12 protein-coding genes are annotated in these 15,627 nt (G+C 53.0%); 2 read left to right on the forward strand and 10 right to left on the reverse strand.

Features of this window, described 5'->3' with window-relative positions; all coding sequences use genetic code 11:
* Positions 1 to 24: 24 nt before the first annotated feature.
* The 8 genes from atpG to acs form a co-directional block, all read right to left on the reverse strand.
* Complete coding sequence (gene atpG / locus BLQ17_RS01360) at positions 25 to 894, reverse strand: ATP synthase F1 subunit gamma (protein ID WP_092219017.1); 870 nt, start codon at positions 892 to 894, stop codon at positions 25 to 27.
* Positions 895 to 912: 18 nt separating this feature from the next.
* Positions 913 to 2,436, reverse strand: a complete 1,524-nt coding sequence (gene atpA, locus BLQ17_RS01365) for a F0F1 ATP synthase subunit alpha (RefSeq protein ID WP_092219019.1) — start codon at positions 2,434 to 2,436, stop codon at positions 913 to 915.
* On the reverse strand, positions 2,437 to 2,982 hold the full coding sequence (locus BLQ17_RS01370; RefSeq protein ID WP_092219021.1) for a F0F1 ATP synthase subunit delta: 546 nt from the start codon (positions 2,980 to 2,982) through the stop codon (positions 2,437 to 2,439).
* Positions 2,979 to 3,653 carry an ATP synthase F0 subunit B gene (locus tag BLQ17_RS01375; RefSeq protein ID WP_092219023.1) on the reverse strand — a complete coding sequence of 225 codons (675 nt, stop codon included), beginning with the start codon at positions 3,651 to 3,653 and terminating at the stop codon, positions 2,979 to 2,981. Before BLQ17_RS01375 ends, BLQ17_RS01370 begins: the two co-directional genes overlap by 4 nt.
* A gap of 2 nt (positions 3,654 to 3,655) precedes the next feature.
* Positions 3,656 to 4,081, reverse strand: coding sequence for an ATP synthase F0 subunit B (locus BLQ17_RS01380; RefSeq protein ID WP_092219025.1), 426 nt, complete (start codon positions 4,079 to 4,081; stop codon positions 3,656 to 3,658).
* A gap of 292 nt (positions 4,082 to 4,373) precedes the next feature.
* Entirely contained in the window at positions 4,374 to 7,025 is a 2,652-nt protein-coding gene (alaS, locus tag BLQ17_RS01385) for an alanine--tRNA ligase (protein WP_092219027.1), read from the reverse strand.
* A gap of 135 nt (positions 7,026 to 7,160) precedes the next feature.
* Positions 7,161 to 7,730: an isochorismatase family protein gene (locus tag BLQ17_RS01390; protein ID WP_092219029.1), complete on the reverse strand. Its 570-nt coding sequence runs from the start codon at positions 7,728 to 7,730 to the stop codon at positions 7,161 to 7,163.
* 179 nt (positions 7,731 to 7,909) lie between these two features.
* Positions 7,910 to 9,898, reverse strand: coding sequence for an acetate--CoA ligase (gene acs, locus BLQ17_RS01395; RefSeq protein ID WP_092219031.1), 1,989 nt, complete (start codon positions 9,896 to 9,898; stop codon positions 7,910 to 7,912).
* Between the two features lie 459 nt (positions 9,899 to 10,357).
* Between acs and BLQ17_RS01400 the strand changes: the two genes are divergently transcribed.
* Both BLQ17_RS01400 and BLQ17_RS01405 read left to right on the forward strand, forming a co-directional pair.
* A complete protein-coding gene (locus BLQ17_RS01400) occupies positions 10,358 to 10,645 on the forward strand; it encodes an ArsR/SmtB family transcription factor (RefSeq protein WP_092219034.1) in 288 nt (95 codons plus the stop codon).
* Positions 10,646 to 10,694: 49 nt separating this feature from the next.
* Positions 10,695 to 10,904 carry a YgaP family membrane protein gene (locus tag BLQ17_RS01405; protein WP_092219036.1) on the forward strand — a complete coding sequence of 70 codons (210 nt, stop codon included), beginning with the start codon at positions 10,695 to 10,697 and terminating at the stop codon, positions 10,902 to 10,904.
* Between the two features lie 13 nt (positions 10,905 to 10,917).
* Here BLQ17_RS01405 and BLQ17_RS01410 read toward each other — a convergent pair whose 3' ends face one another.
* Together BLQ17_RS01410 and BLQ17_RS01415 are read right to left on the reverse strand one after the other, a co-directional pair.
* A complete protein-coding gene (locus BLQ17_RS01410; protein WP_092219038.1) occupies positions 10,918 to 11,148 on the reverse strand; it encodes a hypothetical protein in 231 nt (76 codons plus the stop codon).
* Between the two features lie 184 nt (positions 11,149 to 11,332).
* On the reverse strand, positions 11,333 to 15,592 hold the full coding sequence (locus BLQ17_RS01415) for a PEP/pyruvate-binding domain-containing protein (RefSeq protein WP_092219040.1): 4,260 nt from the start codon (positions 15,590 to 15,592) through the stop codon (positions 11,333 to 11,335).
* Between the last annotated feature and the right edge of the window lie 35 nt (positions 15,593 to 15,627).

Consider the following 15,627-nt stretch of genomic DNA (forward strand, 5'->3'; position numbering starts at 1 on the left):
TATGATTATCAATATGATAAATAATTATTTCAGGGCTTCCGCACCGCCTACTATATCCATTAGCTCATTGGTTACTGCAGCCTGGCGAGCTTTATTGTAAACGATGGTCAGGTTCCTTACGATGTCGCCGCAGGCGTTGGTGGCGTTGTCCATCGCAGTCATCCTGGCGGCATGCTCGCTTGCCCCAACTTCCAGCATGGCGTGATAAACCATGACGTTGAGGTAGAGCGGCTGCAGCACTTCCATTATCTCTTCGCTGGAAGGTTCGTATATGTAGTCTCCGGAAATCTTCCTTTCTTCCGCTTCATCCTTCTCAACAGGCTGAACCGGCAGAAACGGTTTTGACGCGGGTTCCTGCACGGCGACCGACCTGAATGAACCGTATACTATTTCGACCTTGTCGGTATTACCTTCAAGGAATTGTGCTGCGATATCCGTGGCAATCTCCCGGGCGTGAAACATCTGGAAGTTTCCCATGGTATCATTGTAGTTTTTCCTGACCTTACCGCTTCTTTTCAGGAGCTGAAAACCTTTTTTACCGACACAGACCAGGCTGACGTTCTTACCTTGCGCCTCGTACGCCTCCATCTTCTTGGTGGCAAGCTTTATGACGTTGGCATTGAAAGATCCGCATAGTCCGCGATCTGAGGTGATAACCACCAGTTCGACATTTTTTACTTCCCTGCTTTCCATCAGCGGGAATGCGTTGGTATTGGCCCCGGAGGAAAGGTTGGACATCGCCTCGTTGAATTTGGCAGTATACGGCCTGAAGGCTTCCATCTTTTCCTGGGCGCCGCGCAGTTTTGCCGCGGCGACCATGTTCATGGCCTTGGTGATCTGGGCAGTCTTCTTCACCCCCGTGATCTTGGTTTTTACTTCTTTTAAACTCGGCATATCTTGACCTTTTTGTGATTAATTAAGACCTTTTGTCGCCTTGAAAGTATCACCAAAGCTGGTCAGTACCTTGTTGAGCTTCTCCTTTATACCGTCAGTGAACTGTTCTTCAGCCACGAGGTCGGTGAAGATCGAAGGTTCGTTGGACTCGATATAGCTGTAGAGTTCCGCCTCGTAGTCGGCAAGGGTCTCAACCGGCAGTTTGTCAAGATAGCCGTTGGAACCGGCATAAATTATGGTTACCTGCTTTTCCATCGACAGCGGCTGGTACTGAGGCTGTTTGAGGATTTCGACCAACCGCTCACCGCGGGTCAGCTTGGCCTGGGTTGCAGCATCAAGGTCGGAACCGAATGCGGCGAAAGCTGCCAGCTCACGATACTGGGCGAGGTCGAGTCGCAGCGTTCCCGCGACCTGTTTCATTGCCTTCACCTGAGCGGCACCACCGACGCGGGATACCGAAAGACCGACGTTGATCGCCGGACGGATACCGGAGAAGAACAGGTTCGGCTCGAGGTAGACCTGACCGTCGGTAATAGAGATAACGTTGGTCGGGATAAAGGCGGAAACGTCACCTGCCTGGGTTTCGATAATCGGCAGCGCAGTCAGCGACCCGGCACCGAACTCATCGCTCACCTTGGCAGCACGCTCAAGCAGACGAGAGTGGTTGAAGAAGATATCTCCGGGGTACGCCTCGCGGCCCGGCGGGCGTCTGAGCAGAAGCGAAAGCTCACGATAGGCGACCGCCTGTTTGGAGAGGTCATCGTAGATGATCAGGGCATGCTGGCCGTTGTCACGGAAGTATTCTCCCATGGAGCATCCGGCAAACGGGGCGATATACTGCATAGGCGCAGGATCGGACGCGCATGCTGAAACAACCGTGGTGTATTCCATGGCACCATGCTTGCGGAGGGCTTCCACAACCAGGGCTACGGTTGACTTTTTCTGACCGACCGCTACGTAGATGCAGTGGATGTCTGAGTTTTTCTGGGCAATGATGGCGTCGATACAGAGCGCGGTCTTACCGATCTGGCGGTCGCCGATTACCAGCTCACGCTGACCGCGGCCGACCGGGGTCATGGCGTCTACCGCCTTGGCGCCGGTGTAGCACGGTTCGTGAACCCCCTTACGGGCGATAACGCCTGGTGCCAGTACCTCGATTTTCGCCGAGTGTTCCGAATTGATCGGTCCCTGTCCGTCAATGGGCTGACCGATGCCGTCAACAACGCGGCCTTCCATGGCCGGTCCGACCGGAACCTCTGCGATCCGTCCGGTACGCTTGACGATATCACCTTCCTTGATATGGCTTACATTACCGAGTACCGCGCAACCTACGTTGTCTTCCTCGAGGTTCAGGGCCAGTCCCATGATACCGCCGGGAAACTCGAGCAGCTCCATGGCCATGCAATTCTGCACGCCGTAGATGCGGGCAATACCGTCACCAACTGAGATAACGGTTCCAGTCTCATTCAGATCTACGCTGGTTTCATAAGCACCAATCTGGTCTTTGATAATCTGACTAATTTCTTCGGCTTTGATCTGCATCTATTCTCTCCCCTTGATGGAATCTTTTAAACCTGCAAGTTGTGTTCTGATACTCCCGTCCAGGACCAAATCGCCAACCTTGGCGATAATACCGCCTATGATCGACTGATCGACACTGGTTGTGAGTTCGACTTTCTTGCCTGTTAACTTTTCTAAAACTTTTTGCACATTTGTTTTCAATTCATCGCTCAGCTCAACCGCCGAAACAACATTGCCGTGACTGATGTTCTTGGCCTCATCGACCATTGTCTTGTAGCTCTCGGCTATCTCCGGCAATATCTCGGCACGCTTTTTCTGAACTAAAAGATTCAGGAAGTTCCCCATGACCGCGTCTACTTCCATGGAACCGATGATGCCGGTCATAACCTTTTCTCTGACATCAATCGGATAGAGTGGATTGGTCAGGGCATCAACGACCTCGGGACTTTCAGCGTAAAGCGCTGACAGTCCCTGCAGGATGGTGTCGTACTCCTCAAATGTATTCTGTTCCTGACCGACCGTGAAAATTGCTTTGGCGTATCTTTTTGCGAGGATTGTCTGTTTCACTGTACTGCCCCCACTTTTTCTAAATAGTTTTCGATGATCTTCACCTGGTCATCATCAGTGAGATTGTTCACAATCAGCTCTTGGGCCATTACCGCAGCCTGTTCCGCCACTTCATTCTTGAGCATTTTCCGCGCTTCGCTTATCTCATTGAGCACCGCCTGCTCAGCCGAACGCTTGATGTCGGCAGCTGCCTGCTCAGCTTTTTCGATAATCTTGGCTTTTTCCACTTCGGCCTGGGCTACCGCCCTGTCAACCACCTTGTCGATCTCTGACTCGACACTTGCCAGCTTGCTCTGGAAATCGGCGTAGGACTGCTCGGCTTTTGCCCGCTTTTCCTCCAGATCCTCGATCTCATCCTTGATCTTGTTTCGCCGTGTGGAAAGAGCGGCTCCGATCGGCTTGGCACCGAACTTGACCAGGATAATCATCAGGGCGATGAAGTTTACGATCCTCCATCCCAGATCCTTGATTTTTGCTGCCGACAGGCTGCTTGTCGCCGCGTGTCCCCCAGCGGCTTCTCCGTGGGCATCTGCAGCCACAGCGTGTTCGGTTGCCACCGCTTCATGGCTTGGCTCGGTTGTAGCCAGTGCGGAGTTGGCACAGCATAGTGCGAACCACAATGTCAGTGTAAGCAGGCTTAGAATGCCGGCTATTTCTCTCACTCCTCTCATCGTTACAGGCTCCTCCCCAGAATTTTGCTTGCCATATCAGATGCAAACCCTTCCAGCCCATCGTGCAGACTTGTTTTGGCACTGTCGATTTGCGATTTCAGGTCAGCGAGTTTCTTGTCCCGTTCCGCTTCCACTTCCGCCTTGATGGCGGACAGTTTTTCATCTCCGGCTTTCTGGGCGTCGGCTCTGGCTGAATCAAGCGCCCTTTTGGCCCTGCCCGACGCCTGAGCCATCTTGGCATCGACGTCTTCCTGCCGGAGTGCTGCGTTTTTCTCAAAATCCAAGATCTCTTCCTGCATTCCCTCCAGTTTTTCAGATCGCTCCCTGATGATCTTCCTTATGGGTTTGTAAAGGACACCGTTGAGGAGGAACATGAGTACAACCATGTTAACAATCTGAATAAACAAAGTGATATCCATCGTAACCATGTTAGTAGCTCCTGCTTAACTAAGATAACGAAAAAAAAAATTTAACATTCATTTACGATAAATGAATGATGACCGCGAATAAATCTGGTGCAGGAAAGACGTTCCGGTACAGTAGAGAAAAAAATGAACGCTCATTCACTATAGCCAAAAATTCTTACTGTAAATATGCAACTCTGTCAACTAATTTATGTGGTTGGGAAAGAACGACACCCTTACCAACCATGCCGTTGCGTGGTTGGTAAGGGGAAGGGAAAAACTATGTTTTTTGGGAAAGAGAAACCGAGGTGGAACCTCAGGAAAGAATCTCGTTTACCTCTGAAACCACCGACCTCATGGCTTCTCCTAATTTGTCGGCAAGAGGTCCGCCGGCCTGGGCCATATCAGGGCGGCCTCCGCCCTTGCCGCCGACATGTTTGGCGATCCTGTTGACCAACTCCCCGGCCTTGATCCTGGCGGTAAGATCCTTGGAGACAATCGCCAGTAATGCAGCCTTGCCGCCAATCACGCCTCCCAGCACCGCAACTCCGCTGCCCATGCCGTCACGCACCTTATCCCCGACCTCGCGCAGGGTTTTCGGACTGTCCAGCGGAATTTCCGCGCCGATGACCCTCACCCCTGCCACGTCCACCGCCCCCGCCAGCAACGAGTCGAGGTCGGAACTTGCAAGCTGCCTTGAGAGGTCGGCAACTCTCTTCTCCACCGTCTTAAGCTGGACCAGTAGCGCCTGGATCTTGGTGACAAGCTCATCAGGCTTGTTCACGCTCAGCAATTCGGCCATCTGGTGCTGGTTCCTGAAAACATTCTGGATATCGACAAAAGCCGGTGCCCCGGCTACCGCCTCGATACGCCGCACCCCTGCTGCAATTCCCCCTTCAGACAGAATCTTGAATACCCCGAGATCCCCGGAGGCGCGGACATGGGTGCCGCCGCACAGCTCGAGACTGAAGTCACCCATCGACACCACCCTGACCTTATCCTCGTATTTCTCGCCGAAAAGCGCCATGGCCCCCAGGTTCATCGCATCTTCCTTGTCCAGGACCCTGGTGACCACCGAAGCGTTGGTCCGTATCCTGCTGTTGACGATTTCCTCGATCCGGTCCAGCTCTTCTACGCTCACCTGCGAGAAGTGGGTGAAATCGAAACGGAGCCTGCCCGGCTCAACCAGGGACCCCGCCTGCTTGACATGATCCCCCAGCACCTCCCGCAGGGCGCCGTGCAGAAGATGGGTGGCGGTGTGGTGGGCGGCTATCGCCCGGCGACGTTCTTCATCCACCGCCAGTTCGACCGTGTCTCCCTGATTGAGGCTGCCGCTGACAATTTCAGCCGTGTGCAGGACAATACCGTCACCCTGCACCGCAGTCGTGCTTACGGCTGCCCTGCCCTTGGCGGAGCAGATCTCCCCGCTGTCGCCGATCTGGCCACCGGATTCGGCATAAAAAGGAGTCTTGGCAACGAACAGCTGGCCTTTTTCGCCTGCGGACAACGACTCAACCCGCTCACCGGCCTCGTTAAGCAGACCGAGCAGGCGACTCTTGCCGGCAACCTCTTCATAGCCCGTGAACTCTGTTTTCAGCCCCTCTGCAGCAAGACTCCTGACCCCCTCGCCGAGTACTTTTACCTGTTCGTCTTTTCTCGATCTGCGCGACTTGTCCCGCTGGTTCGCCATCTCATCCATGAACCCCTGCTCATCGAAGTCAATTCCTTTTTCAAGCGCTATATCGCGAACTATATCAAACGGGAAACCGAAGGTATCGTAGAGTTTGAAGATAAAGCTTCCGGGGATAGTTTTATCCTTGAGCCCGCTCACCCGCACAACCTCCTCCTCGAGGAGTACAAGACCGTTTTCCAGAGTTTCGCGGAACCTTCCCTCTTCATTATTGGTCACTTTTTCAAGCAGCGATGCTGAATCGGCAAGATGGGGATAGGCCCCGCCCATCTCATCGGCGACGACCCTGGTGACTGAATCGAGAAACGGCTTCTGCAACCCCAGGGTTTTACCAAAACGTACCGCCCGTCGCATAATTCGCCGCAGCACATACCCCCTGCCCTCATTTGAGGGCAGTACCCCGTCGGCTACGAGAAAAGTGGTGGCCCTGGCATGGTCGGCGATAACACGCATGGCCACGTCCACCTTGGGGTCTTCGCCATATTTTTTTCCTGACAGCTCTTCGAGCCGCCCAAGTATCGGCCCAAAGAGGTCGGACTCGAAATTATTCAGTTTTCCCTGCAACACCGCGGCGACCCGCTCCAGCCCCATACCGGTGTCGATCGACGGTTTCGGAAGGCGGGTCATGGTGCCGTCCGCGTCCTTGTTGAACTGCATGAAAACCAGGTTCCACAGCTCCAGATACCTGTCGCAATCGCAGCCGAGCTTGCAGTCGTCCCTTCCGCAGGTGGCCGCCGCCGGCCCCTGGTCAATATGGATCTCGGAACAGGGGCCGCAGGGTCCGGTATCACCCATCGCCCAGAAATTATCCTTTTCTCCCATGCGCACGATCCGGCCCTTGGGCAAATCCTCTATCTTATCCCAGAGCTGCTCGGCTTCGTCATCGTCTTCGAATATCGACACCCACAGGTTGGCCGGGTCGATTCCCAGCTCTTTGGTCAGAAATTCCCAGGCGTATCTGATAGCGTCTTCCTTGAAATAGTCGCCAAAGGAGAAATTTCCGAGCATTTCAAAAAAAGTATGATGTCTCGCTGTATAGCCGACATTTTCAAGGTCATTGTGCTTGCCGCCGGCCCTGACGCATCTCTGGCTTGTTACGGCACGCACGTAATCGCGGGAGTCCTCACCCATGAAAACGGTCTTGAACTGCACCATCCCGGCATTGGTAAAAAGCAGTGTCGGGTCGTCTTTTGGCACCAGAGACGAACTGTCGACCGGGGTATGCCCCTTATCCTCAAAATATTGTAAAAATCTGCTGCGAATTTCATTACCTTTCATATTCTACACAAAAGATCCTGTTATTAGTCTGCAGGGCCGCGCCGACCTAGGCTCCCGGCTCCGGTCCTCTTTATGGAAATCTTCACCGGCCGCATCCGACCGACGCCGAAAATCTCCCGCTACCCGAACTCTCTATTACTGCTGCCGCCTGATGATATGTGGCAGCACCTCCTTAAACTCAGCACTTCCCGCTCTGCCAAGCAATTCATAAATCAACATCTGTGTTGGCCCCGCTGATCCGCCGATACGCAATATCCGGTCGATGCCCGCCTCATGGTCTTCTCTTTTGATAGAGGAGACCGCATCAGTCACCACCCATACGTCTTTTCCCATATCAAGCAGCCCGGCGGCGGTCTGGTAAATGCAGATATGTGACTCGACCCCCACCAGGATGACGGTGGACACCTTTGACGGCAACTCTTCCAGGAAGGCGCGGGTCCGTGGATTAGCCATGGCACTGAATTCGACCTTGTCGAATCGCATGACCCCATCCATATATGATTCCACCCTGTCGACGTAAGGCCCCAGCCCCTTTTCATACTGGGTATTGGCTATAATGGGGATATCAAGAATTCTTGCCACTTCAATCATCAGTACGATGTTGTCGATGACACTATCTGCCCGGTCTATTTTTGCCATCAAACTTTTTTGCACATCGATTATGTGCAAACAGACATTTTCAGGTTTCAGCAGGGTTGGTTTCATTAGGATATCTCCGATTAAGTACTCGCCATTGAGTGATCAGTAAACCTTTTTCTCCTTTCAGATTCAAGCATATCGTGACATTTATGACAAAAAACGGCGTGACCGGAATACCATTCCTGACACGCCGGCGACAAACGGCTGATTACTGCAGAACGCACCGCAGTCACATCAGTCATATATCAATGTTTCTTCTTTCCCTCAACCAGATCGACAATAAGCGAGGGGTCGGCAAGCGCGGTCACATCACCAATATGCTCATATTCATCAGCGGCGATCTTCTTCAGCACCCGCCGCATGATTTTGCCGCTTCTGGTTTTCGGCAGCATCTCGGCATACTGGATGACATCGGGTGTGGCCACCGGACCTATCATCGCGCGGACATGATCACGAAGCTCCTCGAGCAGCTCACCGCTCTGTTCAAAGCTGCTTTTAAGGATGACATATGCATATACGGCCTGGCCCTTGAGGGAGTGGGGTATCCCCACCACTGCAGCTTCGGCCACGCTTTTATGGGTCAGCAGGGCCGACTCTATCTCCACCGTCCCCAGTCTGTGGCCGCTGACATTGATGACATCGTCAACCCTGCCCGTGATCCAGTAGTACCCGTCCTGATCCTTTCTCGCACCATCCCCGGTGTCATAGCCGGTTGATGTCACCGCCCCGCCTCGTCTATCCGTTTTTTTTCTTGCTCTGAGGATCTCCTTGAACATCCCCGGCCACGGGCTGGTGATCACTAGACGTCCCGGCCGCCCCCGCTCCACCTGCTGGCCCAGTTCGTCAACGACCATGGCAGAAATTCCCGGCAGCGGGTGAGCCGCAGCACCAGCCTTTTCCGGAGGAGATGCGACAAGGGGAGAAATCATCACCCCGCCGGTCTCGGTCTGCCACCATGTATCGGCAATCCGTAGCTTTTTCTTGCCAATAATGTCATGGTACCAGCGCCAGGCTTCAGCGTTAATCGGTTCTCCCACCGAGCCCAGCAGCCGCAGAGACGACAAGTCGTATTTTTCAACAGGCGCGGTACCAAATTTCATCAGCGCCCTGATCACGGTCGGCGCGGTATAGATGATGTTTACCTTGTATTTTTCCACTATGGACCAGTACCTGCCGGGATCGGGGTAAAGGGGTATCCCTTCGTAAATCAGGCTGGTTCCGCCAAGTCCCAGCACCCCGTAGACAGAGTAGCTGTGACCGGTAATCCAGGCAATATCGGCAGTACACCAGAACAGCTCATCCTCTTTAAGATCAAACACAACCTTGCAGGTATACATCACATAAAGCAGATAGCCGGCGGTCGAGTGGGCGACCGCTTTCGGCCTGCCGGTGGCCCCTGAGGTGTAAAGGATGAAGAGCGTGTCATCGGCGGCCATCTCTTCGGCAGGACATTGGTCGCCAATGTCGGGGCTGGCCATCTCCTCATGGAACCAGCTGTCCCGATCCGGAACCATCTGCACCTCCCGCTTGGAACATCGCACCACCACGCAGCTTTTTATGTCCGGACAGTCGTCCAGCGCTTCATCGGCGTTCGCCTTGAGAGGCAACGCCCTGCCCGCACGGTTTACCGCGTCTGCGGTGATCAGAATCTTTGATTTGCACTGGTGCAGCCTGGCCTGCAGGCTGACAGAGGAGAACCCTGAGAATACTACGTTATGGATGGCCCCGATTCGAGCACACGCCAGGATCGCGACAACCAGTTCGGGCACCATGGGAAGGTAGAGAGAAACACAGTCTCCTTTTGCGACCCCTTTCTTCTTGAGAACGTTGGCAAAGCGGCAGACCTCGCGGTGCAGCATTTCATAGGTGAAGACAGTAGCATCGGACTCGTTTTCACCCTGCCAGATAAGCGCGGCCTTTTTCCCCCTGCCGTTTTGCAGGTGCCGATCGAGACAGTTGACGGACGCGTTCAGTTCTGCACCAGAGAACCATCGCAGCCCGCCTGTGGCGAAATCACCTTCAACAACCGTGTCCCAGCGTCTTGAACAGCTGAGCAGTTCGGTGGCCCGGTTTTCCCAGAATATCCTCGGATCCCCGGCGGCCTCATCATAAAGTCTGTTCAGCAGATTGGTCCTTGAGTTCTCGTTCTCCGGATAGTTGTCTGAGTCTTTTCTTTGCTCCCGGCAACTTTTAGCTGCTTTTGTTCCCGCCTGTGTATTCTTATAACCATTCACGCCATCTCCTCAAAGTAGAAATGGAATACAGCAGTCAGCCCGACAAAACAGCCGGCGGCTTTTTCTCTTTATTTCGTAACCTGTCAATCCTTCAGGAAAAAACCGTCCCGGCCACATCCTGTCACAACGGACACAATGTCACCAATTAGCCTACCCACCATCTGAGGCTAAAGCAAGAAAATTTTACAGCGACAACACAAATCCAGGTCCCTGAAAATCCTTGCTTCAAGAAAATAAAAACCTTGTCGAAATACACAGTTGTTGGAACAGGTTCCCCGACCAGCTCTATATTTTTCTGTTGCACAATGCCCACGAGGGGCGGTATTGTATAAGCGTCTCATTAATTTCGCTCGGTCTTGTCCAGCCATCCCTTGCAGAAATTCGGTTTTGAAAGATTTTACTTTACAATTCAGGGATCGCTATTAAACTATAAAATGAAATACTTTCTTAGGTGAAACAATGCAGGATGATCAGATAGATGCAATGTCCAAACTGCTCAAATCGATGTCGCACCCGATACGCCTTAAAATCCTCTGCCTGCTTCAGGACAAGGAACTGTCTGTCGGGGAGATACGGGACCAGGTCAAGACCACCAACGCCAACGTCTCGCAACATCTGAACATTCTGCGAAGTCAGGGGATAATAGACTATCGCAAGGACGCAAACTTCATCTATAACAAGATCACCGACAAAAGAATACTGGAACTCATCAAGAAGATGAGGGTCCTCTTCTGTCCCGACTTCTGACACCTGGAAAAGTTAGGCAGATGCTTGAAAAAATTACAGGATTGAGACGATGATCATAACAGACTGGATACATGCAATTGCCGGCTTCTTTATTGTTATAAGCCTGCTGTTCGGCGTTGAGGCGAGTCCCTTGTTTCACAGCTCATACTGGTTGTTCTTCACCGCTTTTGTCGGCCTCAATCTGTTCCAGTTCGGATTTACCAAGTTCTGCCCCCTGGGGGTCATCCTCAAAAAGCTCGGTATTCCGGAAAACAGGTAGTCAGGCCGCGCCTTTAATCAACCATCGGCACCATCTGGGCAGAACATGAAGCCTGCCAGCAGCATCTCATTTCACTGCAGAAATCTCTTTTGCGAAAACAGGGGACATTACCCTCTTTTTCCTGAATTCGTTCTATCAGTTCGGCAAGTTTAATGCCCTTTTCCTGTGGAATATCGAGCATAAGAGCTTTTTTCCTGGCCAGAGAAAACAGTTTCGGTCCCTTTTTGAACTTTGGATTAACCATACTTCCCCCGCTTTGTTGTTTGCGCAACATTTCAGAAGTTGGCCCCCCCTGAACCTCCCCGCCGGCTGCTTCGGTTATGAGTAGTGGTATGAGAAGGTATTATTAATCGTTTATCGTGTTCTTCCTATTATTGTACTTATGGGACAAAGAAACGCACGGAAAAAATATTTTGGTAGCATTCAGGCTAAATTGGCAGAATATGGTATTCCTCGACAGTGTCGTGCAACCCGTTGAGCACCTGTCCGGTACGTCCATCGATGGAAACGGGATCGCCGAACCCGATATGGACCCCGTTGATCTCGCAATACTGCTGAGCCTCATAGACTTTCAGGCTGCTGCAGCCGACGACGCATGTCTTTTCCAGGCGCACCGCCACCACGCTGGCGTGTGAGGTCTGCCCGCCCCGCGCGGTCAGCAGGCCGTCGGCCTTGCTGACCACCTTGATATCTTCAGGAACGGTATCCTGTCTGATCAGGATAAGGGGCACACCGGGAGTCTCGCGTCGCAGCCGGTTGATATTATCCTCGGTAAAAACAGCGCGCCCGGAAAGTGCGGAACCGGAGACCCCGACACCTGCGCCCAGGTGAGCCGCTTCAAGCCCATCGCTTTCGACAAAAACGTTGAGATGCTCCTTTTTCTTGATAGTTATCATATCCCTGGTCTGCAACAGGTACAGTTTCTCAGGGTCCGGACCTTCAAAGGTGAACTCAATTTCCTGGGGATTCCACCGCTTGTCATAGACCAGCTCCCGCGATATGTCCAGAAGCTCTCGGTAGATACGGGGGAACCGCCTCTCAAGGGTTTCCTCTTCCGAGCGTCCATCGAGTTTTGCCTGCTCAACGGAGATGGCATAACTTGAAACCAGGCCGGAGACGATATCTTCTCCCTGGTCGCCATAGGCGTAATCCCCCCACAGCGCGACCCTCTGCACCTTGCGGTAGGGGTGGGCGGTGAAGACGACCCCGGCCCCGGACGAGCCGCTCTTGTTGCCGAACACCATGGCCTGGACGATGACGGCGGTGCCCCAGGAATCGGACACATCCATAACCCGCCGATACTCGTTGGCCTTCTTCGTTTCCCATGAATCAAGCACCAGCTGGATGGCATGAACAAGCTGCAGCCACGGGTCATCGGGCATACCGAGCCCCCGCTGCCTGATCAGCCGCTGGTAGGAAAGAGCGAGCTCCTTCATCTGGTCCGGCGAGAACTGCCGTTTCAGCGCCACATTATGCCGGGCCTTGGCCTCGTTCATCAGCCGCTGGAACTCTTCCCGACCCACGCCGGAGATCATCGCCCAGGACTGGAGAAAGCGGCGGTAGTTGTCCCAGGCCAGGTATGGGTTGCCGTGACGGGCGACGGTCTCCTCGATCAACTCTTCGTTGAATCCGACATTATGAACAGTAGCCATCATTCCCGGCATTGAAATCGCTCCCCCGCTACGCACCGAGAGCAGCAGCGGCGAATCGGGAGAGCCGAAGTTGCGCCCCGTCATTTTTTCAATTTCACTCAGCGCCCTACGCAGCCGCCGGTTGAACTCCTCTCTGGTTTTCCGGTAGCCGAACACGATATCCCGGCAGCGAAAGATTTCCGTGGTGATGACAAACCCCGAGGGAACCCGCTTGCCGTGGCGGGAAAGCGTCGCCAGATTGAACCCCTTGTTGCCGAGATAGATAAGATTGTTGGTGAAGGGGTTGGGGTTGTGCAGGAGCGAAAGAGCCCGTTCGGGATTATAGGTCATCAGTAGGTCGAGACTTTCCTGATCGAGCAGATCCTTCTGGTTTTCAAGAGTCTGCAGGATTCTCAGGATGAAGTTGTCGAGGTGCTGGAGCCCGAAGGTGGAAGATATGAGCTCGCGCATGAACAGTTCCGACAACCTCTGGACCGAGGTCCCCATCTCCTTCTGGTCGTACAGCGACGCGTATTTGCTCAGTATCTTTTCCGGTCCTATCTGCGGAATGATGATCGACAGGTTATTCTGGTGGATATTGGTGTAAAACGCATAGATGATATCCTTTACCCCCTCCGACATTCCCCGGAAGATGTCGAGATACTGGGTATAGGAAAACCGTCTCACCTTGAGTGAGTTTTTCAGCAGCATCAGGTAGATGGACAACCTTCTGGAGGTGATACCGTCAATTGCCAGGGCGCGCATGAACAGTTTGATACAGCGGACAATATTATAGAAAGTGGCCTGGGTTATAATCGACAGGTTGATGGTCTCCGGCAACTTTTCAAGGTACAGGGTAGCCAGGTTTTCAAGCCTGAAGGTAAGACTCAAGGCATCAAATTTCTTCTCCCGATAACGGCCGTACACCGAAGGGATATCCACCGCGATGTGCCGCTTGTAATAGATATCCTCGCGGGCCTCGAATTTTTCTTTTGAGAGTATTATCTCCTTGAGCGCCTCAAGTGCCGTAAATATCGCAGCAAGCCCCTTTTCGATATCGGAATTCTCAAGTTCCTTGACCAGGATGTCAAGTTCGGGGAATCCGTCGTTGACCGCCCGCGTCACCTCCGACTTGAGCTGCTGGAATCCAAGCTTATATTTTTTCTGCAGGAGTTTATACATCCTGATCAGCAAAGCAAACCGCCGACATTCGCTGGCATCCAGGTCTTTCTGCTGGTCAAGAAATGCGTCAATGCGGCTGTTTGATATTGCGAGAATGTCTTCAACGTCGGAAATAGCGTAATGGTTCCAGAACCTCTTGCTCAACCTGAACTGAGTCTCCACGTAGATCCCGTCCGGCCTGACCTGGGCATACACCTCCTCCGGCAGAAACTGGGCGAGCGCGGTTTTGGTGCCGTCTCTCCAGAAGGTGATTATGGCCTTGATGAAGTCGACTATCAGGTTGGAGCTCTCAACATGACCCTGCTTGCGAAGAAAATGAATCAATACGTCCTTGCGCCGATGGATCTCGTCCAGCTCGGTTGAGACATCACGCAGTTCGCCCTCAGAACCGATCTCGTTGAAAAATACCGGCATCAACTTGGTGAACTGTTTTGCCAGGTTGTAGATAGGTTCGATGGGGTGGTTGAGCAGCTCGGTAATATCGCGCTGAAACAGGTCGGTATCCTTGACGCAGGTGCCGGAAAGCTTGATGTGGATAATAAGGGCGGAAAAGAGCGTTGAGCACCACTTCGGCTCCCTCATGATCAGGTGCAGCCACACTCTGATATTGGCAAGATGTGCCGGGTTTACAAGCGGCTGCCAGTTTTCGTCAACCCCCATGACCCCCGCATGCTGAAAGCCGAAACGAACCGCTTCCCAGAGAAAGGTCTCCACCATTCGGCTGTTGCCCCGATCAAACACTTCACCGCCAAGGACCTGAATACATTGCAGCGAGGTATGGGGGTATTTGCGGACATTCGCCTTCAACAGCTTGAAAGCGGTGAGCAGGAATTCCTCGATTTCCTCAAAACTCTGCTGCCTGATAAGCTGCACAAGGTTGCGGTTGATCTCCCTGAGGGTTTCCTCATGGATGAGGTAAAGCCCCCTGGTGTCCATTATCTTGAAGAGGAAAAGCAGTTTCCTGTTTTCGACAATGTGTATCGACACCCCGGTCTTTTTTTGCAGCTGGGAGAAATCCTCCTGCGCCTCTTTCAGCTTGTCGGGAACGGACCGATAATACCTGACTATCTCGATATGGTCGGGAAGATTAAGACTTTGGCCAAGCGCCGCCTTGAGATCCTGTTTCCCATGCATCTCCCTTGCCGCTTCAAGATGGTTGCGCATTACCCCGTGGCTTATGGGGGTAAAGAGCTGCGACGAGTGAAAATCGTCGGCATCAATCGAGCAGCGTTCGAGAAACCAGGAGAGCGGATCGTCCTCTTCCAGCCAGTAGAGATAGCATCGCTCAAGGCTTTTGTCCAAAAACCCCAGGTACGGCCCCAGATCAAGCAAATCGCCGAACTTGAGGAGCCTCTTGCCCAGTTTCTTCAGCGGATGCTGTCCGTGAACGAACTGCATCATGATCGCCGGATTGGATTTGTCGAACTCGGTCAACCGGACAAACGCTTCGTTGAATACCGGAGCGAAAGTTTTCATTTCCTGCTCACCACACCCGGCCAACAGCTTGTCAAACCAGACCATCTGCGCACCTACCGCCCGGGCCAGGAGCAGCTGATCCTTCTGGGTGTCGCACAGGGCTTCTTCAAAGAGCCTAAGAAAAAGCCGGATCGATTCCGGCCCTTTCTCGTGTGCGAGGTAGTAATGACTGTTTTTGAGCACATAACTCCTGAGCTGCGGGAGCACCAGCTTCCAGTTACGGAAAGGATGGCAGATCTCGTAAAGCAGTCTTTCAAGAGTTGCCCGCAACCCTTTGTAGTTGTCCACAACCTCAAGCAGGACTGTGAGCTCAGGGTTGATCCGGACCTCCCCCGAAGTCTCGATGAGATTCGCCTTCAGAGCATCCGAATCTATTGCCGCGACATCATTTTCCATCATAGTACACCAATAAACAGTCAGTTTCCGAGCAGCCA

The organism is Desulforhopalus singaporensis (assembly GCF_900104445.1).
GTDB classification, from domain to species: Bacteria; Desulfobacterota; Desulfobulbia; order Desulfobulbales; family Desulfocapsaceae; genus Desulforhopalus_A; species Desulforhopalus_A singaporensis.